Here is a 22,560-nt window from a genome sequence, read left to right on the forward strand (position 1 = left end):
AGCCTATACCGACAGCGAAACAGTTCCATGAAGGTCGAAAACGACCATCATCCGCTCGATGCTCCACCTCCCCCATTCCTGTGTTTGTCACGGGAATGAGGGCATTAAGCGCATCGATCAAGAACGGCCTCTCACTCGATGAAAATCAGCGCCGGCTTCTCCAGCAACGCCTTGACGGCCTGAATGAAGACCGCCGCATCCCAGCCATCGACGACCCGGTGGTCGAAGCTCGACGACAGGTTCATCATCTTGCGCGGCACGAAACGCGTGCCGTCCCAGACCGGCCGCGTCACGATCTTGTTGACACCGATGATCGCCACCTCCGGATGGTTGATGATCGGCGTCGAAACGACACCGCCCAAAGCGCCCAGCGAACTGATGGTGATGGTGGAGCCCATCAATTCTTCCCTATGGGCTGTGCCGGTGCGGGCGGCTTCCGCGACGCGCGCAACCTCCTCCGCACAGTCCCAGAGACCGAGCGTTTCCGTGTGGCGCACGACCGGAACCGTCAGGCCCGCCGGCGTTTGCGTGGCGATGCCGATATGAACCGCTTCATAGTGGCTGACGATGCCCTTGTCGTCATCGAAGGTGGCATTCATGCCGGGATGATCGGCCACGGCTTTCACCAGCGCCCGCATCAAAAACGGCAGGATCGTCAGCTTCGGCTGTCCGGAACGGCGGTTGCCGTTCATCGTCGCGCGCAGATCCTCCAGATCCGTCACGTCGATTTCCTCGACATAGGTGATGTGGGGAATCCGGGAAGCGGAAAGCACCATCTTCTCGGCGATCTTGCGCCGCAGCCCCGTTACCTTCACTTCCTCGACCGCGCTATCGTGGGACACGATAGTCTCGGGACGTTCGGGCCGGCCCCGCACGGTTAAAAACCCGTCGAGATCCGCATGGGTGACATGGCCGTCCGGCCCGGTCCCCTTGACCTTGGTGAGATCAATATCAAGATCATCGGCGCGCTGGCGGACGGCGGGGGATGCCAGCGGTTTGTGGTGCAGCTCCGCTGCGGGCGTCGGCGGGGCCTTCCCGGCCGGGCGCGCCGGCGGCTGGGTTTCAACAGGTGGCGGCGTGTCCGTCATGTCGGCGGGCGCTTCCGCTTCCGGCATCTGGGTAGGGGCTTCCGCCGCCGGCACGCTGCCATTGAGAACGACGGCGGCGGCAGCGGCATCGGTTTCGATACGAACCAGCGGTGCTTTGACCGGCACCGTGTTTCCTACCGTCACGGCCAGCCAGGTGACGACGCCCGCCACCGGCGAGGGGATTTCCACCGTCGCCTTGTCCGTCATCACCGCGGCGAGCACCATGTCCTCGTGGACGATATCGCCCGGTTTGACATTCCATTCCACCAGTTCGGCTTCCGCCACACCTTCACCGACATCAGGCATGGTAAGAACATATTCCGCCATGATCAGGCCTCCATGACTTCGACAAGGGCACGCCCGACGCGGGCGGGTCCCGGAAAATAGTCCCATTCCTGCGCATGGGGATAAGGCGTATCCCAACCCGCGACGCGGACGACGGGAGCCTCGAGGTGATAAAAACAATGTTCCTGCACCAGCGACACGACTTCCGCCCCGAAGCCGGAGGTCAGTGTCGCCTCGTGCACCATGACACAACGGCCGGTCTTGGAGACGGACTTCACGATGGTATCGAGATCGAGCGGCAGCAGGCTGCGCAGGTCGATGATCTCGGCGTCCACGCCGGTCTCTTCCGCCGCAGCCAGCGCCACATGCACCATGGTGCCATAAGCGATGACGGTGACATCGTTTCCGGGGCGGCGGATTTCAGCCTTGCCGATGGGGATGGTGTAGTGCCCTTCCGGCACCTCGCCCATCTCGTGTTTGGACCAGGGCGTGACCGGCCGGTCGTGATGGCCGTCGAAGGGGCCGTTATAAAGCCGCTTCGGCTCCAGGAACATCACGGGATCCGGGTCTTCGATGGAGGCGATCAGCAGCCCCTTGGCATCATAGGGGTTGGAGGGGACCACCACTTTCAGCCCACAGACATGGGTAAAAAGCGCCTCCGGGCTCTGGCTATGCGTCTGCCCCCCGAAAATGCCACCGCCGGTCGGCATTCTGAGCACGATAGGGCAGGTGAAATCGCCGTTGGAGCGATAACGGATGCGCGCTGCTTCCTGGGTGATCTGGTCATAAGCGGGATACATATAATCGGCGAACTGGATTTCGACACAGGGGCGCAGCCCATAAGCGGCCATGCCGATGGCCGTGCCGACAATGCCGGATTCACTGATCGGCGCGTCGAAACAGCGGGTCTTGCCATATTTCCCCTGCAGCCCCTGGGTGGCACGGAAGACGCCGCCGAAATAACCCACGTCCTCGCCGAACACCACGACATCGTCGCTGCGTTCCATGGAGACATCCATGGCGCTGCGGACGGCTTCGATCATCGTCATTCTTGTCATGTCTTACCACCCTGCCTTCTGGCGCTGGCGGGCGAGATGCGGCGGCATCTCGGCGTAAACGCCCTCGAAAATATCCTTTTTCGGCGGTTTGCCACCCTCATGCAGCGTGCCGTGGCTTTCCGCCTCGCGTTGCGCTTCCAGCACCTCGTCAGCAATTTCCGCCTCCGCCTGCCGGTGCCGTTCCTCCGACCAGACGCCGCGCAGGATGAGGTGTTTCTTGAGCCTCAGGACCGGATCACCCAAAGGCCATGCCTCGGACTCGGTCTTGGGCCGGTAAGCGCTCGGATCATCCGAGGTGGAATGGGCGCCGACACGGTAGGTGACATATTCGATCAGTGTCGGCCCGAGATTGCGGCGCGCCCGCTCCACCGCCCAGCGGGCCACGGCATAAACGGCGAGATAATCATTGCCATCGACCCGAAGCGCCGGAATGCCGAAACCAAGGCCGCGTGCCGCAAAGGTGCCGGAACCACCACGCGCAATGCCCTGAAAGGTGGAAATGGCCCATTGGTTGTTGACGATATTAAGAACGACCGGCGCCTTGTAGGTGGAGGCAAAGACCATCGCCGAGTGAAAATCCGACTCCGCCGTCGAACCGTCGCCGATCCAGGCGGCCGCGATCTTCGTATCGCCCTTGATGGCCGAGGCCATCGCCCAGCCGACCGCCTGCACATATTGCGTGGCAAGGTTGCCGGAGACGGTGAAGAAGCCATGTTCCTTCGAGGAATAAAGCACCGGCAATTGCCGCCCATGCAGCGGGTCGAGCTCGTTGGAATAGATCTGGTTCATCATGGTGACGAGCGGATAATCATCGGCGATCAAAAGACCTGCCTGCCGGTAGGTCGGGAAATTCATATCGCCTTTGGAAAGCGCCTTGCGGAAGGCGCAACTGACAGCCTCCTCCCCCAGATGCTGCATGTAAAACGAGGTCTTGCCCTGCCGCTGCGCCATCAACATGCGGGCATCGAAAGCCCGAAGCCGCATCATGTTCTTGAGGCCAACCAGCAAATCCTCATCCGAAAGCAGCCCCGCCCATGGCCCGACGGCTTCGCCCTGATGGTTGAGCACGCGGATGATCGAATAGGCGAGATCGCGCATGCTTTCCGGCGCTGCATCCACATCGGGGCGTGGCACGGAGCCGGCCTTGGGTATCTTCACATTGGAGAAATCCGGCTCCCCGCCGGGCCGCACCGCAGGTTCCGGAACATGCAGGCTGAGATGTGGCGTTTCGGTTATATCCATTCTACTCCTCCCGTCACGATCTCCTCCAGACCGTGAAACAACTCTCAAAGGTTCCGCGCGATCACCATCCGCTGGACATCGCTGGTTCCCTCGTAAATCTGGCAGATGCGCACATCGCGATAGATCCGCTCCACCGGATAATCCGCCATGTAGCCGTAACCGCCGTGAATCTGGATGGCGTCCGAGCAGACGCGCTCGGCCATTTCGGACGCAAAGAGCTTGGCCATCGAGGCCTGCGAAAGACAGGGCTCGCCCGCCTCCTTCAACGCCGCCGCATGCAGCACCAGTTGCCGCGCCGCCTCAATGCGCGTCGCCATATCCGCCAGCCGGAACGCTACCGCCTGATGTTCGATGATTGCCTGACCGAAAGCCTTGCGCTCGCGGGCATAATCCCGTGCCACCTCGAAAGCGGCCTGTGCCATGCCGACGGCCTGCGCGGCGATGCCGATGCGGCCACCTTCCAGATTGGCAAGCGCGATACGATAACCCTGCCCCTCTTCGCCAAGCCGCAGTTCGGCTGGAACGGCCATGTCGGTAAAGGCGATCTGGCAGGTATCGGACGAATGCAGACCAAGTTTTTCCTCGACCCTTATGACCTCGTAACCGGGCGTATCCGTCGGCACGATGAAAGCGCTAATGCCCTTCTTGCCCGCCGCCGCATCGGTAACGGCGAAAACGATGACGACATCACCGTTCTTGCCTGAAGTGATGAACTGCTTCGCGCCGTCGAGAATATAGCGGTCGCCATCCCGCCGCGCCCGGGTCTTGAGATTGGAGGCATCGGAACCGGCCTGCGGTTCTGTCAGCGCAAAACCGCCGATCCATTCGCCGGAGGCCAGTTTCGGCAGGAAGCGTTGCTTCTGGTCTTCGGTGCCGAATTTCAGGATCGGCACGCAGCCGACCGAATTATGCACGCTCATGATGGTGGAACAGGCGCCGTCACCGGCGGCGATTTCCTCCAGCGCCAGGGCATAAGCAACGGCACCGGTTTCCGACCCGCCATAGTCCTCGGAAACCAGCATGCCGAGGAAACCGAGTTCGCCCATTTCCTTCAATTCGTCTTTCGGGAACCGGCTTTCCCGGTCACGCGCAGCAGCGCCGGGGGCGAGCCTTTCCCGGGCGAAATCACGGGCCATGTCCCTGATCTGCTGCTGGGCTTCGTTCAGGATCATCGCCGCCTCCCCTTAATGCCGCTCGATGCCGAGCGCGGTTGCTTCGCCGCCGCCGATGCAGACGGCGGCCACGCCGCGTTTCAGCCCATGACGTTGCAGGGCGGCCAGCAATGTGACGACGATCCTTGCGCCGGAAGCGCCGATCGGATGGCCAAGCGCGCAGGCGCCGCCATGCACATTCACCTTCTCATGCGGCAGATCGAGATCGCGCATCGCCGCCATGGCCACGACCGCAAAGGCCTCGTTGATTTCGAACAGATCGACATCCTTCGCCGCCCAGCCGGTCTTATCGAACAGCTTCTTTATCGCGCCGATGGGAGCCGTTGGATATCCGGCGGGTGCATCCGCATGGGAGGCCTGACCGATAATGGTTGCCAGTGGTGAAAGGCCGCGCTTTTCCGCTTCGGAGCGGCGCATGAGAACGAGAGCGGCCGCACCATCGGAAATGGAACTGGAATTGGCCGCCGTCACCGTTCCGCCATCGCGAAAGGCGGGCTTCAGCTGTGGTATTTTTTCCGGCTTCGCCTCGCCCGGCTGCTCGTCTACGGAAATATCGCCGACGGGCGTGATTTCCGCCTCGAAGGCACCTTCTGTTATGGCGCGTCGCGCCCGTTCCAGTGAGGCGAGTGCAAAATCATCCTGCATGGCACGGGTAAATTGGTAGGCTTCAGCGCAATCCTCCGCGAAAGTGCCCATCAGCCGCCCCTTGTCATAGGCGTCTTCGAGGCCGTCGAGAAACATGTGATCCGTGAGCTTGCCGTGGCCGAGACGATAGCCGTTGCGGGCGCGGTCCAGCAGATAGGGCGCATTGCTCATGCTTTCCATGCCGCCCGCAAGCACGATGGAAGAGCTTCCCGCTGCAATCTGGTCGTGCGCCAGCATGATCGCCTTCATGCCCGAGCCGCACATCTTGTTGACGGTTGTCGCACCGATCGAATTGGAAATGCCGGCGGCAATGGCCGCCTGCCTGGCCGGAGCTTGCCCCTGTCCGGCTGTGAGCACACAGCCCATCAGCACATCGTTGATGTCGGAAAACGGAACCTCGGCCCTTTCGACGGCTGCACGGATCGCCGCCGCCCCGAGATCGGGCGCGGCCACCGATTTGAATTCGCCCTGGAACCCACCCATAGCAGTACGGGCAGCCCCGACGATCACGACAGGGTCATGCACAGCCAAATTCACCTCCCTTTGGTCGCCCTCCCGCTTGAGAAAACGACCATCGCCGCGATCTCCTCCAGACCGCGACTGATGTGAACGCTATCACTATCTCGAATTCATTTCAAAGCTATTTTGATTGACAGTTTTTTGATTGGCGATATCTTTGATCCAACAAATAGTCATATCATAGAGCAAATGATCCATGATTGAGCTCGACAGTTTCGACCGGAAGATTCTGCATGTGCTCGGTGATGACGGGCGGGTGAGCTGGCGCGATCTCGCGGCCCGCATCGGCCTCTCCTTCACGCCGACGCTGCGGCGTGTGCGCAAGCTGGAAGAGGAAGGCATCATTCGCGGTTATACCGCCGTGTTCGATGAGAACCGGCTGCTCGGCAATATGGGCGTCTTCATCTCCGTCACGCTGGAACGGCAGATCAAGGAAGCGCTGACGACCTTCGAGCACCATGTCGCCTCCATTCCCGAAGTGGTGGGCGGTTACCAGACCAGCGGCAGTTCCGATTACCTGATCCACGCCATGGTTCGGGATTTGCCGCATTATCAGGAGCTTCTGGATTTTCTGACCACGGTTCCCGGCGTGTCGCGCATCCAGTCCAATTTCGCCATCAAGACATTCGTGCGCCGTTCCGCCGCCTTCACCGGAGGTGACGCGCCATAATAATCACAGGTTGCCGGCGCGGAGGAGGCGCCGGCTGCTGACGAAAGGGACGGTAGCTGAATGCCGTCCGGAGGAGGAGACGCGATGAGTTTGAACCTCGCCGCCATTTTCGATGCCGATCTCGGCCCGGAAATCGCAGCATTGCGCGACAGCGCAAGAGCATTCGCCGACGATAAAATTGCCCCGCTGGCCGCCGAAATCGACCGCGACGACCGGTTCCCACGCAAGCTCTGGCCGGAAATGGGCCAGCTCGGCCTGCACGGCATCACCGTATCGGAGGAATTCGGCGGTGCCGACATGGGTTATCTCGCCCATTGCGTGGCGATGGAGGAGATGAGCCGGGCTTCGGCATCCATCGGCCTTTCCTATGGCGCGCATTCCAATCTCTGCATCAACCAGATTTATCGCTGGGGAACGCAAGAACAGAAAAGCAGATATCTGCCAAAGCTCATCTCGGGCGAACATGTCGGCTCGCTCGCCATGAGCGAGACGGAAGCCGGTTCGGATGTCGTGTCGATGCGGCTGAAAGCGGAACGCAGGGGCGACCGCTATGTGCTGAACGGCGCGAAGATGTGGATCACCAATGGCCACGAGGCCGATACGCTGGTGGTCTATGCCAAGACCGATCCCTCCGCCGGCCCACGCGGTATCACCGCCTTTCTGATCGAAAAGGGCTTCAAGGGGTTTCGCCCGGCCCAGAAACTCGACAAGCTCGGCATGCGCGGCTCGCCCACCTCGGAACTGGTGTTCGAGGATTGCGAGGTGCCGGAGGAAAACATTCTCGGACGTCTCAACGATGGCGTGACGGTGCTGATGAGCGGGCTGGATTACGAGCGTGCCGTGCTGGCCGCAGGCCCTGTCGGCATCATGCAGGCGGCAATCGATCTGGTTTTGCCCTATGCCCGCGAGCGCAAGCAGTTCGGCAAGCCAATCGGCGAATTCCAGCTGGTGCAGGGCAAGCTTGCCGATATCTATTCGGCCATGAATGCGTCGCGCGCCTATGTCTATGCCGTGGCGCGGGCCTGCGACAATGGCCGTATCACGAGGCAGGACGCGGCCGGCGCGATTTTGTTTGCCGCCGAACGGGCGACACAGGTGGCGCTGGATGCGATCCAGCTTCTTGGCGGCTCCGGCTACGTCAATGAAAGCCCGGCCGGACGGCTGCTGCGCGACGCCAAGCTTTATGAAATCGGCGCAGGCACCAGCGAAATCCGCCGGATGCTGATCGGCCGCGAACTGGTCAAGGGCAACGGGTGAGGACACGCGATGAAGCTTACATCCAGTCTGAACCGCGATCCAACCTTTGCCGCCAATGTGGAATTCATGTCGGATCTGGTGGATGACCTGCGGCAGCACGTCGAAAAAATCTCCAGAGGCGGCGGCGAAAAGGCCCGCGAACGGCATCTTTCCCGCGGCAAATTGCTGGCGCGCGATCGCATCGAAGGCCTTCTCGATCCCGGCAGTCCGTTTCTCGAATTTTCGCAATTTGCGGCTTACGAGGTCTATGACGAACCCGTTCCCGCCGCTGGCATCGTCACCGGCATCGGCCGGGTCTCGGGCCGCGAGTGCGTGATCGTCGCCAATGATGCGACGGTGAAGGGCGGAACCTATTATCCGCTGACGGTGAAGAAGCATCTGCGTGCGCAGGAGATCGCCACGGAGAACCGCCTGCCCTGCATTTACCTCGTGGATTCCGGCGGCGCGAACCTGCCCAATCAGGATGAGGTGTTTCCGGACCGGGATCATTTCGGCCGCATCTTTTACAATCAGGCCAATATGTCGGCAGCGGGCATTGCCCAGATCGCCGTGGTGATGGGCAGCTGCACGGCGGGCGGGGCCTATGTGCCGGCCATGAGCGACCAGTCCGTCATCGTCAAAAATCAGGGCACGATCTTTCTCGGTGGCCCACCGCTGGTGAAGGCAGCGACCGGCGAGGTGGTGAGCGCGGAGGATCTCGGCGGCGCGGATGTGCATTCCCGCCAATCCGGCGTTACCGATCATTATGCCCGCGACGACCGCCACGCACTGGCGCTGACCCGGCGGATCGTCTCCACGCTGAACCGCCGCAAACAGGTGCAGCTGGATATCCGCGAACCGGCAGAACCGCTTTACCCGCCCGACGAGCTTTACGGCATCGTTCCCGCCGACACGCGCAAACCCTTCGAGGTGCGTGAGATCATCGCCCGTCTGGTGGATGGTTCCGAATTCGATGAGTTCAAGGCGCTTTACGGCACGACGCTGGTCTGCGGTTTTGCCCATATCCACGGTTATCCCGTCGGCATCATCGCCAATAACGGCATCCTGTTTTCGGAATCGGCGCTCAAAGGCGCGCATTTTATCGAACTCTGCTGCCAGCGCGGCATTCCCCTGGTCTTCCTGCAGAACATTACGGGCTTCATGGTCGGCAAGGCCTATGAGGCGGGTGGCATCGCCAAGGATGGTGCCAAGCTCGTTACCGCTGTCGCATCGGCAAAAGTGCCGAAATTCACCGTCATCATCGGCGGCTCTTTCGGGGCGGGCAATTACGGCATGTGCGGCCGCGCCTACTCACCGCGCTTCCTGTGGATGTGGCCGAATGCCCGCATTTCCGTGATGGGCGGCGAACAGGCCGCCTCGGTTCTTGCGCAGATCCGCCGCGACGGCATCGAGGCCGACGGCCGCCACTGGTCGAAGGAAGGCGAAGAGGCATTCAAGCAGCCGATCCGGGAAAAATACGAACGGGAAGGCCACCCCTATTATGCCAGCGCGAGACTCTGGGACGACGGCATCATCGACCCGAAGGATACCCGTCTGGTACTCGGCCTCGGGCTTTCCGCCGCGCTCAACGCGCCGATAGAACCCACCCATTTTGGCCTGTTCAGGATGTGAGGCGACCATGTTCTCGAAAATACTGATCGCCAATCGCGGCGAAATCGCCTGCCGCATCATCCGCACCGCCGCCAGAATGGGCATCCGCACCGTCGCGATCTATTCGGAGGCCGACCGCAATTCCATGCATGTGGCGTTGGCCGATGAGGCCATTGCCATCGGCCCGGCACCGGCGCGCGCCTCCTATCTCGATGGCGAAAAAATCATCGCCGCTGCCAGGGCAAGCGGCGCGGAAGCGATCCATCCGGGTTACGGCTTTCTCTCCGAAAATGCCGGATTTGCCGAGGCCTGTGCCGCCGCAGGGTTCGTTTTCATCGGCCCGCCGCCACAAGCAATCCGCGCCATGGGCGGAAAGAGCGAGGCGAAGGCGCTGATGGCGAAGGCTGGCGTTCCCGTCGTGCCGGGTTATCACGGCGATGAACAGGCGGAGAAACGGCTGGCAAGCGAGGCCGACAAGATCGGTTATCCGGTGCTGCTCAAGGCGTCTGCCGGCGGCGGCGGCAAGGGCATGCGTGTCGTCCGGCAGAAGCGCGACTTTGCGGCGGAGCTTGCCGGCGCCAAACGCGAAGCGCTGGCCGCCTTCGGCAATGACCGCATGCTGATCGAAAAATATCTGGAGCGGCCACGCCATGTGGAAGTGCAGGTCTTTGCCGATGGCCATGGCACCTGCGTTTCGCTTTTCGAGCGCGACTGCTCGATCCAGCGGCGGCACCAGAAGGTGATAGAGGAGGCCCCCGCCCCCGGCCTGCCGGACGGGCTTCGGCAACGCATGTATGAGGCAGCGGTCGCCGCCGCCCGCGCCATCGATTATCGCGGTGCGGGAACGGTGGAATTCCTGCTCGACCCGTCCGGCGATTTCTATTTCATGGAAATGAATACCAGGCTTCAGGTCGAACATCCGGTGACGGAATATATTACCGGCCTCGATCTGGTCGAATGGCAGATCCGTGTCGCCAATGGCGAAGCGCTGCCGGAAGACTGGGCCGATCTCCGCATCAATGGCCATGCCATCGAGGCCCGCATCTATGCCGAAGACCCGGCGCATGATTTCCTGCCGTCGATCGGCACGGTCAGCCATCTCGTCTTTCCGGATGAAGGCCCTCACCTCAGGATAGACAGCGGCATTCGTGCCGGCGACGCCATCACCGTGCATTACGATCCGATGATCGCCAAGCTGATCGTCTGGGACACGGACCGCCCCTCCGCCGTGCGACGGCTGCGGCTCGCGCTGGAAAAACTGGCGATCTGCGGCGTGACCAGCAATGCCGCCTTCCTGACGCGGCTTGCCGGGCTCGATGCCTTTGCCGCCACCGATCTCGATACAGGCTTCATAACCCGTAACGAGGCGGCGCTTTTTGCCTCCGCCGCCACGGATGAGAACCGGATCGCCATGGCCGCGCTCGGCCTGCTGCTGTCACGGCGGAAAACCGGCAATATCCATTCCCGACCACCGGCCGATCCCCATAGCCCATGGAACACCACCCACGCCTTTCGCCTCAACGCACCGGCGCGGGAGAACCTGCATTTTATATTCGATCACCAGCCGCACGAGGTCGGGGTCTCGCATGAGGCGGACGGTTTTTTACTGGAGATCGGCGAGCGGACCATCAGCGCCTGTGGCAAGCTCTCGGACGACGGTGAATTACAGGCGACCGTGGGCGACGGGAAAAGGCAGGGCCATTTCTTTGCCGAAGGTAACAGCCACGCGCTTTTTCTGGGTGGCGAGCACTATCGCATCAGCCAGCCGGACCCCGTCGATATTGCGGATTCCTCCACGCATACCGGTGGTCTGGAAGCGCCCATGCCCGGCGTCATCCGCGCATTGCTGAGCGAGAACGGAGCGGCGGTTGAAGCCGGCGCGGCGCTGGTGGTGATGGAGGCGATGAAAATGGAGCACACGATCCGCGCGCCGGCGAAAGGCATCGTCACCGCCATCAATTGCGCCGAAGGCGATATGGTCGCGGCCGGCGCGGTGCTGGTGGATTTCGAGCCGGAGGGCGCGTGAGATGAACTGGCCCCGCAGCGTGAAGATCGTCGAGGTGGGCGCGCGTGACGGCCTGCAGAACGAAAGCGCCGAGATTTCCACCGCCATCAGGATCGAGCTGATTGAGCGGCTGGCCACGGCGGGATTGGCGGCGGTCGAGGCGGGCGCCTTCGTGTCGCCGAAAAAGGTTCCGCAAATGGCGGATTCGGCGGCGGTGTTTCGGGGTCTCCAACAGCGACCCGGCACTGCCTATCCGGCGCTCGTTCCCAATATGAAAGGTTTCGAAGCCGCCCTTGAGGCAGGCGTGACGGAAATCGCCGTTTTCGTCTCCGCATCCGAAGGCTTCAGCCAGCATAATATCGGCTGCTCGCGCGCCGAAAGCCTTGAACGCCTGCGTGATGTCGCGGAGGCAGCAGCTGGCAGAAACATCCTTGTGCGCGGTTACGTCTCCTGCATCGCAGGCTGCCCCTATGACGGCGCGGTGGCACCCGACGAGGTGGCCGCGATGGCCGAGGCGCTTGTCGCCATGGGTTGTTACGAAATCTCCCTCGGCGATACGATCGGCGTCGGCACGGCCGGCCTGATCCGCAAGGTCATCGAACGGGTATCCGCCCGCATCCCGCGCGAAAAAATCGCCATGCATTTCCATGACACCTATGGGCAGGGCGTCGCCAATGTGCTGGCCTCGCTTGAGGAAGGCATAATCGTCTTCGACAGTTCCGTGGCCGGGCTCGGCGGCTGCCCCTTCGCGCCGGGCGCAAGCGGCAATGTCGCGACCGAAGATGTCGTTTATCTCTTGCAGGGGCTTGGCATCGAAACCGGTGTCGACCTGATGGCAGTGGCGAAGACCGGGGACTGGATCAGCCGGCATCTGGGCAGGCCGAATGCGGCGCGCGCCGGCAAGGCCCTGCTTGCCGCAAAGAGGGAGGGAAATGCGCATGGCGAATGAGTTGTTGAGCGAGACACACCAGGATGTTCTGTGGCTGACGCTCAACCGGCCAGAGGTGCACAACGCCCTGAATGCTGCAATGACGGATGCATTGACGGCCGCAATCCGGAAGGCATCCGGCGACGACGGCCTGCGCGCCGTGGTGATAACGGCGGCAGGCGACCGCAGCTTCTGCTCCGGGGCCGACCTGAAGGAGAGCGCGGGCGGCATGTTCCTTTCACGGGACGGAACGAACCCCATCGCCAACGTGATGCGCGCCATCGAGGGCTGTGACAAACCGGTCATTGCCCGCATCAATGGCCGGGTTCTGGCCGGCGGGCTCGGCCTTGTCGCCGCCTGCGACCTTGCCTATGCCGCCGATCATGCGGAATTCGGCCTGCCGGAAGTGCGGGTCGGGCTTTTCCCGGCCATGGTGGCGGCGCAGCTTCTGGCGAAAATACCCATGAACCGGCTTCAGGAAATGGCCTATCTCGGCCTGCCGATCACCGCTATCGAAGCCCACCGCCTTGGTCTCATCAATCGCGTCGTGCCATCGGCTGAACTCGACGGCGTGGTCGAGGCGGTTCTCGCCCTCCTGCGGCAGAATGCGCCGGGCGCCATCGCAGCCGGAAAGACGGCCCTGCAGACGATGCGCCGCATGCCATCCCGCGAGCGGCTCGCTTTTGCCGAAGGCGTCATTGCAACGATCAGCGGCAGCGACGAGGCGCAGGAGGGGCGGCTCGCCTTTGCCGAAAAAAGGAAACCGCTCTGGGTCAAATGACTACCGCGCTTTTCGAACGCCGCCATCGGCTCAATCGATATAAATCCGATGCGTCCGTTGACCCCGTTCAGCAAATCGCGTTCTATCCAGCACCTTTCGCCGGACGGCGATCGGGGAGCCGGAGGAGACCCTATGCGCCTTGTTAAAACCGTCGCCGAATTGCGGGATGCGATTGCCGCCTTTCGCCGCGAGGGCAAGACGATCGGCTTCGTACCGACCATGGGTTTTCTCCATATCGGCCACCTCACACTGGTTGCCAAAGCCAGGGCGGAAAACGACGTCACAGTGGTCTCGATCTTCGTCAACCCGCTGCAATTCGGGGCGAATGAAGATCTCGCCCGTTATCCGCGCGACCTCGCCCGCGACAGCACGCTTTTAGAGGAAGCGGGCGTCGACATTCTCTTCGCGCCCGAAGTCTCGGAAATGTATCCACGCCCGATGTCGACGGTTGTGGATGTGCCCGAACTGGGCAGCCAGCTGGAAGGTGCGGTGCGACCGGGGCATTTTGCCGGTGTCACAACGGTCGTGACCAAGCTTTTTAATCTCGTCCAGCCGGATGCCGCCTATTTTGGCGAAAAGGACTATCAGCAGGTGACGCTGATCCGCCGCATGGTCGAAGACCTTGCCCAGCCGGTGCGGGTCGTGCCCGTCGCCACGGTGCGGGAGGAGGATGGGCTCGCCTGTTCTTCGCGCAATGTCTATCTGAGCCCCGAGGAACGCGCCGCCGCCGTCATCGTGCCGCGCGCGCTCGAAGAGGCGGAACGGCTTTATAACGAGGGCCTCGACAACCCGGCAGCCTTCGAAGCGGCAATAGAAAAATTCATCGCCGCCGAGCCGCTGGCATCGCCGGAAGTGGTCGCGGTGCGCGATCCCGATACGCTCGCCCCCATCGCCTCATTGCAGGCAGGCGCCGTGCTTGTGGCGCTGTTCGTGCGCGTCGGCAGCACGAGGCTTCTCGACAACCGCGTCATCGGACGCGACAGGATAGGTCAACGGGAGGCTGCCCAATGAGCGCCCATGGAAAACACAAGCGGCTGACGACGGCCTCCATCCGCCAGATGAAAGGCGAGGCGCGCATCGTCTGCCTCACCGCCTATACGACGCCGATCGCCCGGTTGCTCGATCCGCATTGCGACCTGCTGCTGGTGGGCGATTCCGTGGGCATGGTGCTTTACGGCATGGAGACGACGGTCAGCGTCACACTGGACATGATGATCGCCCATGGCCGGGCCGTCATGCGCGGCGTCGAACATGCCTGCGTCATTGTTGATCTTCCCTTCGGAACCTACCAGGAATCCAAGGAACAGGCCTTCCGCAACGCGGTGCGGCTGATGCAGGAGACTGGCTGCGATGGCGTGAAGCTGGAGGGTGGCGAAGAAATGGCCGAGACCATCGCCTTTCTCGTCGCGCGCGGCATTCCGGTCTTCGGCCATGTCGGGCTGATGCCCCAGCTCGTCCACACCGCCGGCGGCTTCCGCTCGCTCGGCCATTCGGATGCGGAAACGCAGAAAATCTGGCGCGACGCGATTGCGGTCGATCAGGCCGGCGCCTTCGCCATCGTCGTGGAAGGCACAGTCGAGCCGCTTGCGCGCGAACTGACCGAAAAACTCGCAGCCCCCACCATCGGCATCGGCGCATCGCCGGCCTGTGACGGGCAGGTGCTGGTTTCCGACGATATGCTCGGGCTGTTTTCCGATTTCAAACCGAAATTCGTGAAGCGTTACGCCGATCTCGGCACGGCGGCTTCAGAAGCCGCAGTGGCTTATGCCGATGAGGTGCGCTCCGGCGCGTTTCCGGGGCCGGAGCATACGTTTCAGGTGCGCCGGCGGTCGCCTTCGGGGGAGTGAAGAAGCAGGGCTGAAGAGTTGCTGAAGTGACAAGGAATATCTGAGACATTTCTGTCGTCATGCCGGACCTGATCCGGCATCCAGCCACGGCGCGTCTGCGCCGTGAGAAGCAAGTCTTTCGCGATCAAAGACTTGATCGCGCCGGATCGCGGCATAAGGCCAGGATGACGGATGCGGGAATGTCATCCTACCCCTAAACGATACCCCCGCTACCGCCAACCGAAGCCGGACGTTCCGCCGCCACCCGCTTGCGATAACCGCTCGCCCGGTAAGTCGCGACCGGATCGATCGCGCCGCCGGCCAGTTGCCGGGCCTGCGCAAGGATCGGCTCGACATCGGTACGGTAGGCCCGTTTCAGCGTATCGGAAGCCATCAGCGCGTCATTTTCCTGCTGGTAGCCATCGAGAGCCGCGCGATCCACCAGCAAGGCCTGCGCATAGGCGCGGCGGATTTCATTGGCGCTGGAGATCAGGCTTTCGATCGGATCGGTCACATTGTGCGACTGGTCGATCATATGGGCCGGATGGAAACCCTTCAGGCCGCGATGTTCGGCATCCACCAGCTCGTTGAAAACCAGGAACAGGCGGTAAGGCTCGATCGAGCCGGCATCCAGATCGTCATCGCCATATTTGCTGTCGTTGAAATGGAAGCCGCCAAGCTTGCCGAACTGGATGAGCCGGGCGACGATCATCTCGATATTGGTGTTCGGCGCATGGTGGCCGAGATCGACGAGGCAGAAGGCCTTCTCACCCAGCGTATTGGCGATCAGGTAATTGGTGCCCCAATCCTGCACGACGGTGGAATAAAAGGCCGGCTCATACATCTTGTGTTCGGAAAAGATGCGCCAGTCATCCGGCAGCGCCTTGTAGATATCGGCCATGCCGGCGAGATAACGCTCGAAACTTCTGGTGAAGTTGCTCTGGCCGGGGAAGTTCGAACCATCGCCCACCCACACCGTCAGCGCCTTGGAGCCGATGGCGTTACCGATTTCGATACATTCGATGTTGTGCTCAACCGCCTGCCTGCGCGTGGCGGCGTCCGTGTGGCTGAGCGAACCATATTTGTAGGAATTGCTCTGGCCCGGCGCATCCGAAAAGGTGTTGGAGTTCATGGCGTCGAAGCCGAGACCCAGCGCATCGGCATGGGCTTTCAATCGCTTCGGGTCTTCCTTGTCCCACGGAATATGGAGCGAAACGTTGGGCGTTGCTCGCGTCAGCTGGTTGATGACGGCGCAATCGTCCAGCTTGTCGAAAATGCCCCGTGGCTCCCCCGTGCCCGGAAAGCGGGCAAAACGCGTGCCGCCGGTGCCGACGCCCCACGAAGGCACGGCGACGAAAAACTCCGCCACCTTGGCGGTGATCGCGTCAATATCGATCTTGCGACGGGCGAGCTGGTTGCCCAGCACCTGATAATCGTCCTTCTGTGCGCCGGCGCGCTTTTCGTTTTCGGCCGCGATCACATCGGCGGCGATTTTCGTCTCGGTCATCTCTTCCTCCCCGGTCATCCCGGCGGTGCCCCGCCTGTCACCGTCCCCTATTATCGCGTAAAACTCTGCGCATTACCGGCATCGACATTGATGATGTTGCCGGTCGATTTGGCGGAAGCGTCCGACGCCAGGAAGTAGATCGCTTCGGCGATATCTTCCGGAAACACATTGAGCTTCAGCATCGAGCGCTTGCGGTAATGTTCCTCCAGATCGGTCACCTCGATCTTGGAGGAGGCCGCGCGCTGTTCACGCCACTCGCCGCTCCAGATTTTCGAGCCGCGCAGCACGGCGTCGGGATTGACGGTGTTGACGCGAATGCCAGCTTCCGCCCCTTCGAGCGCAAGGCAACGGGCGAGATGAATTTCCGCAGCCTTGGCCGTGCAATAGGCCGATGCATTGGGCGAAGAAGCAAGGCCGTTCTTGGAAGCGACGAAAACGACGTTGCCGCCGAGATTCTGCCGCCGCAGCAGCCGGAACGCTTCTCGCGAAACGAGGAAATAACCGGTGGCGAGAATGTCGATATTCTTGTTCCACATGGCAAGCGTCGTATCTTCCACCGGAGCGGAAGAGGCGATGCCGGCATTGGAAACGAGGATATCCACGCCGCCGAATTCCACGCTCGCTTCCGCAAAAGCGGAAATGACCGCATCTTCCTGCGTCACGTCAAGCTTGACGGTGCGCACCGCGTCAGTGCTGTAGCGCTTGGCAAAATCGCCCCTGGCAGCCTCCAGCGCAGCTTCGTCAATATCGGCCAGAACCACGCAGGCGCCCTCGCCCGCCAACCGTTCCGCCGTTGCCCGGCCGATGCCACCCGCGCCGCCGGTGACGAAGGCCACCCGGCCGGCAAGGCTTTTCGGCTTCGGCATGCGCTGCAGCTTTGCTTCTTCCAGCAGCCAATATTCGATATCGAAGGCTTCCTGCTCCGGCAGACCCTGATAGTCCGACACGGTGGATGCACCGCGCATGACGTTGATCGCGTTCACGTAGAATTCGCCGGCGATGCGGGCGGTGGCCTTGTCCTTGGCAAAGGACAACATGCCGACACCGGGGATCAGGAAGATCACCGGGTTCGGATCGCGCATTTTTGGCGAGTTATCGTGGCGGCAGGCCTCGTAATAGCGGCTGTAGTCGGCGCGGTAAGCCTCAAGCGCTTTGTCCAGACCAGCCGTCAGCGCGTCCACATCGGGTTTCGCGGTATCGAGATCGAGGATCAGCGGACGGATTTTTGTGCGCAGGAAATGGTCGGGGCAGGATGTGCCGAGGTTCCCAAGCGGCTTCAGGTCCTTCGAATTGACGAATTCCAGAACTGCATCCTGATCATCGAAATGACCGAGCTTGCGCTCCTCGCGGCCGATGCGGCCACGGATTTCCGGCATCAGCCGGGCGGCAATGGCGCGGCGTTCGGCCACCGGCAGGCTTTTGGCCACCGCACCACCGAAAATTACCTTGCCCTCGGTCTTCGCCGCAAACCATTCGATCGCCCTGTTGATGATGGCAAGCGTCAGTTCATAGCAGGCCTTGGCGTCATTATCCCAGGTGAAGAGACCGTGGCTTTCCAGCACGACGCCCTTGGCCTTGGGGTTGGCCTTGACGAAAGCCTCCAGATCGAGCCCCAGCTGGAAACCGGGGCGACGCCAGGGCAGCCAGCCGATCTCATCGCCGAAAATCTGCTGCGTCAGCTCCTTTGAGTTCTTCGAAGCGGCAATCGCGATGATCGCGTCCGGATGCATGTGATCGACGTGATCATAAGGCACGAAACCATGCAGCGGCGTATCGATGGAGGCGGCGCGCGGGTTGAGATTGAAGGTGCAGTGCGGCAGGAAACCAACCATGCGGTCTTCATCCTCGACACCCTTGTAGATGCCCTTCAACGCTTCCAGCTTGTCGAGATAAAGCGTCGCGAAACCGTCCAGCTTGATGGTGCCGACATCGCCGCCGGACCCCTTCACCCACATGACGCGGACCTTCTCGCCAGTCAGCGGATCGGCCTCCAGCACCTTTGCGGACGTATTGCCGCCGCCGTAATTGGTGATGCGCTTGTCGGCGCCCAGCAGATTGGAACGGTAAAGCAGCTTGCCGGGCTCATCGAGCGTTTTGGCGTAAGCATCGTCCCAACGGCTCTCGAGAAGGCGGGATTTACCCGTCATGTCTTCCTCCCACATCTATGTGTATTCGCGGAGCCGACACCGGCCCGCCTCCTTTGATGGCAGGTATCGCGCATCCAAAAGCACAATGTCAATCAAAAACGATCATAAATTTTCATGTTGCAGCGCGATATTGATTAATTTGATCGTTCTTGATTGACAACGTAAAGAGATTGCGAATAAATCACGGTCAGGAGGACCCCATGCACGAACGCGAACGCCATCGCATCATCTTGAGCGCCACACAGGAAAAAGCTGTCGTGACGGTGCAGGATATTGCCGAACTGACGGATGCGTCGGAAGCGACGATCCGCAGGGATATCGCGTCCTTGCACGTTCAGGGAAAGTTGCGGCGTGTGCGTGGCGGGGCGGAGGCGGTGCATCCGCCGCAGCTCGGCAATCTCGCCGCACGCCCCTTCCGCGTGTCCGAATCAGTCAACATCGACAAGAAACGCGCAATTGCGCGCAAGGCGGTCGATCTCTGCAATGATGGTGACGCGATCATCCTGAATGGCGGCACGACGACATTTCAGATGGTGCATTACATGGCGGCGCGCCGCCTGCAGGTGATGACCAATTCCTTCGCCATTGCCGAGCATCTCGTCAAACATTCCAAATGCAACGTCAATGTGCCGGGTGGCGCGATCTATCGCGACCAGAGCCTCATCCTCTCGCCCTTCGAGAACGATGCGATCCGCAATTTTTATGCGCGACGGATCTTTCTCGGCGCGCAGGGCGTGGGCGCGCTCGGCATCATGGAATCCGACGCGCTGGTGATCCAGAGCGAGCAGAAACTGATGCGGCAGGCCGAGGAGCTGATCGTCATGGTCGATTCCTCGAAATTCAGGAAACGATCCAGCCTCATTCTCTGCCCGCTCGAAAACGTCTCGACCATCATCACCGATGACGGGATTTCGGATGAGGCGGCGAAAATGGTCGAAAATGCCGGTGTCGAACTGCTGATCGCCGGTGCGGTGGGGGATGGCAAGATCGCCGGCCCGCCGGATGAGGAGGATTCCTCTTCGGTTGCCTGAGGAGCGCCGAAGGGAAGAACAGGTTTCAAAACGGGAGGAAAAAGGGTCATGAAACTTACACGCAGAACATTGACGAGCGCTCTTGCGCTCGGCGCGGCGCTCTCCGTCGCTAGCATTGGTGGCGTCGCACACGCCGCCGATGTCAAGATCGCTCTGGTGGTCAAATCACTCGGTAACGGCTTTTTCGAAGCCGCCAACAAGGGCGCTGAAGAGGCCGCGAAGGACCTTGGCGGCGTGAAGATCATCTATACCGGCCCGACCAGCACCACGGCGGAAGGCCAGATCGAAGTCATCAATTCGCTAATCGCACAGGGCGTCGATGCCATCGCCATTTCCGCCAACGACCCCGACGCGGTCGTTCCGGCGCTCAAAAAGGCCACCCAGCGCGGCATCAAGGTCATTTCCTGGGATTCCGGCGTGGCGCCTGAAGGCCGTATTCTCCAGCTCAATCCGTCCTCCAACGCGCTGATCGGCAAGATGTGCCTGCAACTCGCCGCAGCACATCTGGAAGGCGGCAAGGGCGACTTCGCCATCCTTTCCGCCACCACCACCTCCACGAACCAGAATGTCTGGATCGGCGAGATGAAGAAGCAGTTGAAGGATTTCCCCGGCCTCAACCTCGTGACCACCGTTTATGGTGACGACCTGGCCGACAAGAGCTACCGCGAAGCGCAGGGCCTGCTCTCCTCGCAGCCGAACGTCAAGGTCATCGTCGCACCGACCACAGTGGGCGTTCTCGCTGCCTCGCAGGCCGTGAAGGATGCGGGCAAGATCGGTCAGGTCTTCGTGACCGGCCTTGGCCTGCCGTCCGAAATGGCCGGTGCCATCAAGTCGGGCGCCACCAAGGAATTCGCCATCTGGAACCCGATCGACCTCGGCTATTCCGCCACCCAGATCGCCTATCGCCTCGTGAAGGGCGAAACCGATGGCAAGCCGGGCTCGGAAATCGAAGCCGGCCGCATGGGCAAGATCAAGGTTGGCGAAAACAGCGAAGCGGCCATGGCCGATCCGTTCATCTACGACGCGAAGAATATCGATCAGTTCTCGAAGATTTTCTGATCTGAGAAGTGACGGCAGTGCGTGGAGGGCACCCCCTCTGCCCTGCCGGGCATCTCCCCCTCAAGGGGGGAGATCGATATGCGGCACTCGCTCGTTCCATAGGGCGAGGTGCTATCCGCTTGCCGATCTCCCCCCTCGAGGGGGAGATGCCCGGCAGGACAGAGGGGGGTGCCCCTCGCCGTTTCAATCAAATAGACCGGTAAGACGGAATGATGCGTGCTGAAACCCAGACCATAAACATGACAGAGGCTTCCAGCCCCACGCCCATTCTGGAAATGCGCGGCATCAGCCAGATATTCCCCGGCGTCAAGGCGCTGGATGGCGTCGATATCGCGCTTTATCCCGGCAAGGTCACCGCGCTGATCGGCGAGAACGGCGCGGGCAAATCCACGCTGGTCAAGATCCTCACCGGCATCTACCGCCCGAACGAGGGCGAAATCATGCTGGATGGCAAGGCCGTCCACTTCCACAGCGCACAGGACGCCATCGATGCCGGTGTCACCGCCATTCATCAGGAAACCGTGCTGTTCGACGAGCTCTCGGTCGGCGAAAACATCTTCCTCGGCCATGCCCCCAAAGGCCGTTTCGGCCTGATCGACTGGAAGACCATCAATACGCGCGCCAGAATTCTGCTGGAACAACTGGAAAGCACCATCGATCCTACCATCCGGCTGAAAGACCTGTCGATCGCCCAGCGCCATCTGGTCGCCATCGCCCGGGCACTATCGGTCGAGGCGCGCATCGTCATCATGGACGAGCCGACCGCTGCTCTCTCCCGCAAGGAGATCGACGATCTCTTCCGCATCGTCGAAAACCTGAAGCGGCAGGGCAAGGCGATCCTCTTCATCAGCCACAAGTTTGATGAAGTCTATGAAATAGCCGAGAATTATGCCGTCTTCCGTGACGGGAAAATGGTCGGCGCCGGCACGCTTGCCACCACCCCGCAGGATGAAATCGTGCGGCTTATGGTTGGCCGCGACGTGACGAATGCCTTCCCGAAGCAGGCCGTCACCCTTGGTCCGACGGTACTTTCAGTCCGCAACTATTCGCACCAGACGGAATTCCGCGACATCTCCCTTGAGCTGCGCAAGGGCGAAATTCTCGGCCTTTACGGGCTGATCGGCGCCGGACGCTCCGAACTCTGCCAGTCGCTGTTCGGCATCACCCGGCCGGCCTCCGGGCAGGTGACGCTGGACGGCCAGCCGCTCACCATCCGTTCGCCGGAAGATGCGATCCGCGCCGGCATCGTCTACGTGCCGGAGGAGCGCGGCCGCCACGGGCTGGCGCTGGATATGCCGATCTATCAGAACATGTCGTTGCCCTCCCTCACCCGCACGTCGCGCAAGGGGTTTCTGACCGCAGCCAATGAATTCGCACTGGCGCGCAAATATGCCGCGCGGCTCGATCTGCGCGCGGCTGCGCTTTCGGTGCCGGTCGGCACGCTTTCGGGCGGCAACCAGCAGAAAGTGGTGATCGGCAAGTGGCTTGCCACGAAACCGAAGGTCATCATTCTCGACGAGCCCACCAAGGGTATCGATATCGGCTCCAAGGCCGCCGTGCATGGCTTCATCAGCGAGCTTGCGGCCGAAGGCCTGTCGATCATCATGATTTCATCCGAACTTCCCGAAATCCTCGGCATGTCCGACCGCGCCATCGTGATGCGCGAAGGCCTGATGGCGGGCCAGTTCGAACGTGCCGATTTTTCTCCGGAAAAGCTGGTGCGCGCCGCCACCGGCAATGCCTGAGAGGG

General features: G+C 61.5%; 18 protein-coding genes. 11 read left to right on the top strand and 7 right to left on the bottom strand.

Annotated elements, in window-relative coordinates:
* Nucleotides 1-131: 131 nt before the first annotated feature.
* From QD336_RS11695 to QD336_RS11715, 5 genes are read right to left on the bottom strand one after another with little or no spacing between them, the layout of a single operon-like run.
* Nucleotides 132-1,415, bottom strand: coding sequence for a dihydrolipoamide acetyltransferase family protein (locus QD336_RS11695; protein ID WP_499170775.1), 1,284 nt, complete (start codon nt 1,413-1,415; stop codon nt 132-134).
* 2 nt (nt 1,416-1,417) lie between these two features.
* The gene (locus QD336_RS11700) at nt 1,418-2,431 is read right to left on the bottom strand and encodes an alpha-ketoacid dehydrogenase subunit beta (RefSeq protein WP_003506981.1); all 1,014 of its coding nucleotides are present in this window, start codon (nt 2,429-2,431) and stop codon (nt 1,418-1,420) included.
* Between the two features lie 3 nt (nt 2,432-2,434).
* Nucleotides 2,435-3,673 carry a 3-methyl-2-oxobutanoate dehydrogenase (2-methylpropanoyl-transferring) subunit alpha gene (locus QD336_RS11705; protein WP_269342633.1) on the bottom strand — a complete coding sequence of 413 codons (1,239 nt, stop codon included), beginning with the start codon at nt 3,671-3,673 and terminating at the stop codon, nt 2,435-2,437.
* Between the two features lie 44 nt (nt 3,674-3,717).
* Nucleotides 3,718-4,845, bottom strand: coding sequence for an acyl-CoA dehydrogenase family protein (locus QD336_RS11710; RefSeq protein WP_499170777.1), 1,128 nt, complete (start codon nt 4,843-4,845; stop codon nt 3,718-3,720).
* Between the two features lie 12 nt (nt 4,846-4,857).
* Nucleotides 4,858-5,973, bottom strand: coding sequence for an acetyl-CoA C-acyltransferase (locus tag QD336_RS11715; protein ID WP_499170956.1), 1,116 nt, complete (start codon nt 5,971-5,973; stop codon nt 4,858-4,860).
* A 232-nt stretch (nt 5,974-6,205) separates the two neighbouring features.
* Between QD336_RS11715 and QD336_RS11720 the strand changes: the two genes are divergently transcribed.
* The 8 genes from QD336_RS11720 (at nt 6,206) to panB (ending at nt 15,087) form a co-directional block, all read left to right on the top strand.
* On the top strand, nt 6,206-6,679 hold the full coding sequence (locus tag QD336_RS11720; protein ID WP_035221263.1) for an Lrp/AsnC family transcriptional regulator: 474 nt from the start codon (nt 6,206-6,208) through the stop codon (nt 6,677-6,679).
* Between the two features lie 84 nt (nt 6,680-6,763).
* Nucleotides 6,764-7,936 carry an isovaleryl-CoA dehydrogenase gene (locus QD336_RS11725; protein WP_499170778.1) on the top strand — a complete coding sequence of 391 codons (1,173 nt, stop codon included), beginning with the start codon at nt 6,764-6,766 and terminating at the stop codon, nt 7,934-7,936.
* Between the two features lie 9 nt (nt 7,937-7,945).
* Nucleotides 7,946-9,547 (top strand): carboxyl transferase domain-containing protein, encoded by a 1,602-nt coding sequence (locus tag QD336_RS11730; protein WP_499170779.1) that lies wholly within the window; start codon nt 7,946-7,948, stop codon nt 9,545-9,547.
* 7 nt (nt 9,548-9,554) lie between these two features.
* Nucleotides 9,555-11,552 (top strand): acetyl/propionyl/methylcrotonyl-CoA carboxylase subunit alpha, encoded by a 1,998-nt coding sequence (locus tag QD336_RS11735; RefSeq protein WP_499170780.1) that lies wholly within the window; start codon nt 9,555-9,557, stop codon nt 11,550-11,552.
* A 1-nt stretch (nt 11,553) separates the two neighbouring features.
* Nucleotides 11,554-12,480 carry a hydroxymethylglutaryl-CoA lyase gene (locus tag QD336_RS11740; protein WP_499170781.1) on the top strand — a complete coding sequence of 309 codons (927 nt, stop codon included), beginning with the start codon at nt 11,554-11,556 and terminating at the stop codon, nt 12,478-12,480.
* Nucleotides 12,470-13,240 (top strand): enoyl-CoA hydratase-related protein, encoded by a 771-nt coding sequence (locus tag QD336_RS11745; protein WP_499170782.1) that lies wholly within the window; start codon nt 12,470-12,472, stop codon nt 13,238-13,240. The genes QD336_RS11740 and QD336_RS11745 overlap by 11 nt, the downstream gene beginning before the upstream one ends.
* 132 nt (nt 13,241-13,372) lie before the next feature.
* A complete protein-coding gene (panC, locus tag QD336_RS11750) occupies nt 13,373-14,251 on the top strand; it encodes a pantoate--beta-alanine ligase (RefSeq protein WP_499170784.1) in 879 nt (292 codons plus the stop codon).
* A complete protein-coding gene (gene panB, locus QD336_RS11755; protein WP_499170786.1) occupies nt 14,248-15,087 on the top strand; it encodes a 3-methyl-2-oxobutanoate hydroxymethyltransferase in 840 nt (279 codons plus the stop codon). The genes panC and panB overlap by 4 nt, the downstream gene beginning before the upstream one ends.
* A 193-nt stretch (nt 15,088-15,280) precedes the next feature.
* Here panB and rhaI read toward each other — a convergent pair whose 3' ends face one another.
* Both rhaI and QD336_RS11765 read right to left on the bottom strand, forming a co-directional pair.
* Nucleotides 15,281-16,573: an L-rhamnose catabolism isomerase gene (rhaI, locus tag QD336_RS11760; protein WP_499170788.1), complete on the bottom strand. Its 1,293-nt coding sequence runs from the start codon at nt 16,571-16,573 to the stop codon at nt 15,281-15,283.
* Between the two features lie 50 nt (nt 16,574-16,623).
* A complete protein-coding gene (locus tag QD336_RS11765) occupies nt 16,624-18,720 on the bottom strand; it encodes a bifunctional rhamnulose-1-phosphate aldolase/short-chain dehydrogenase (RefSeq protein ID WP_499170789.1) in 2,097 nt (698 codons plus the stop codon).
* Between the two features lie 200 nt (nt 18,721-18,920).
* Between QD336_RS11765 and QD336_RS11770 the strand changes: the two genes are divergently transcribed.
* The 3 genes from QD336_RS11770 (at nt 18,921) to QD336_RS11780 (ending at nt 22,555) form a co-directional block, all read left to right on the top strand.
* On the top strand, nt 18,921-19,751 hold the full coding sequence (locus tag QD336_RS11770; protein ID WP_269342617.1) for a DeoR/GlpR family DNA-binding transcription regulator: 831 nt from the start codon (nt 18,921-18,923) through the stop codon (nt 19,749-19,751).
* A gap of 48 nt (nt 19,752-19,799) precedes the next feature.
* A complete protein-coding gene (gene rhaS / locus QD336_RS11775; protein WP_499170792.1) occupies nt 19,800-20,810 on the top strand; it encodes a rhamnose ABC transporter substrate-binding protein in 1,011 nt (336 codons plus the stop codon).
* A gap of 209 nt (nt 20,811-21,019) precedes the next feature.
* A complete protein-coding gene (locus tag QD336_RS11780) occupies nt 21,020-22,555 on the top strand; it encodes a sugar ABC transporter ATP-binding protein (protein WP_499170794.1) in 1,536 nt (511 codons plus the stop codon).
* The last annotated feature ends 5 nt before the right edge of the window (nt 22,556-22,560 follow it).

The organism is Rhizobium sp. BR 250 (genome assembly GCF_047445855.1).
Taxonomy (GTDB): Bacteria; Pseudomonadota; Alphaproteobacteria; order Rhizobiales; family Rhizobiaceae; genus Agrobacterium; species Agrobacterium tumefaciens_I.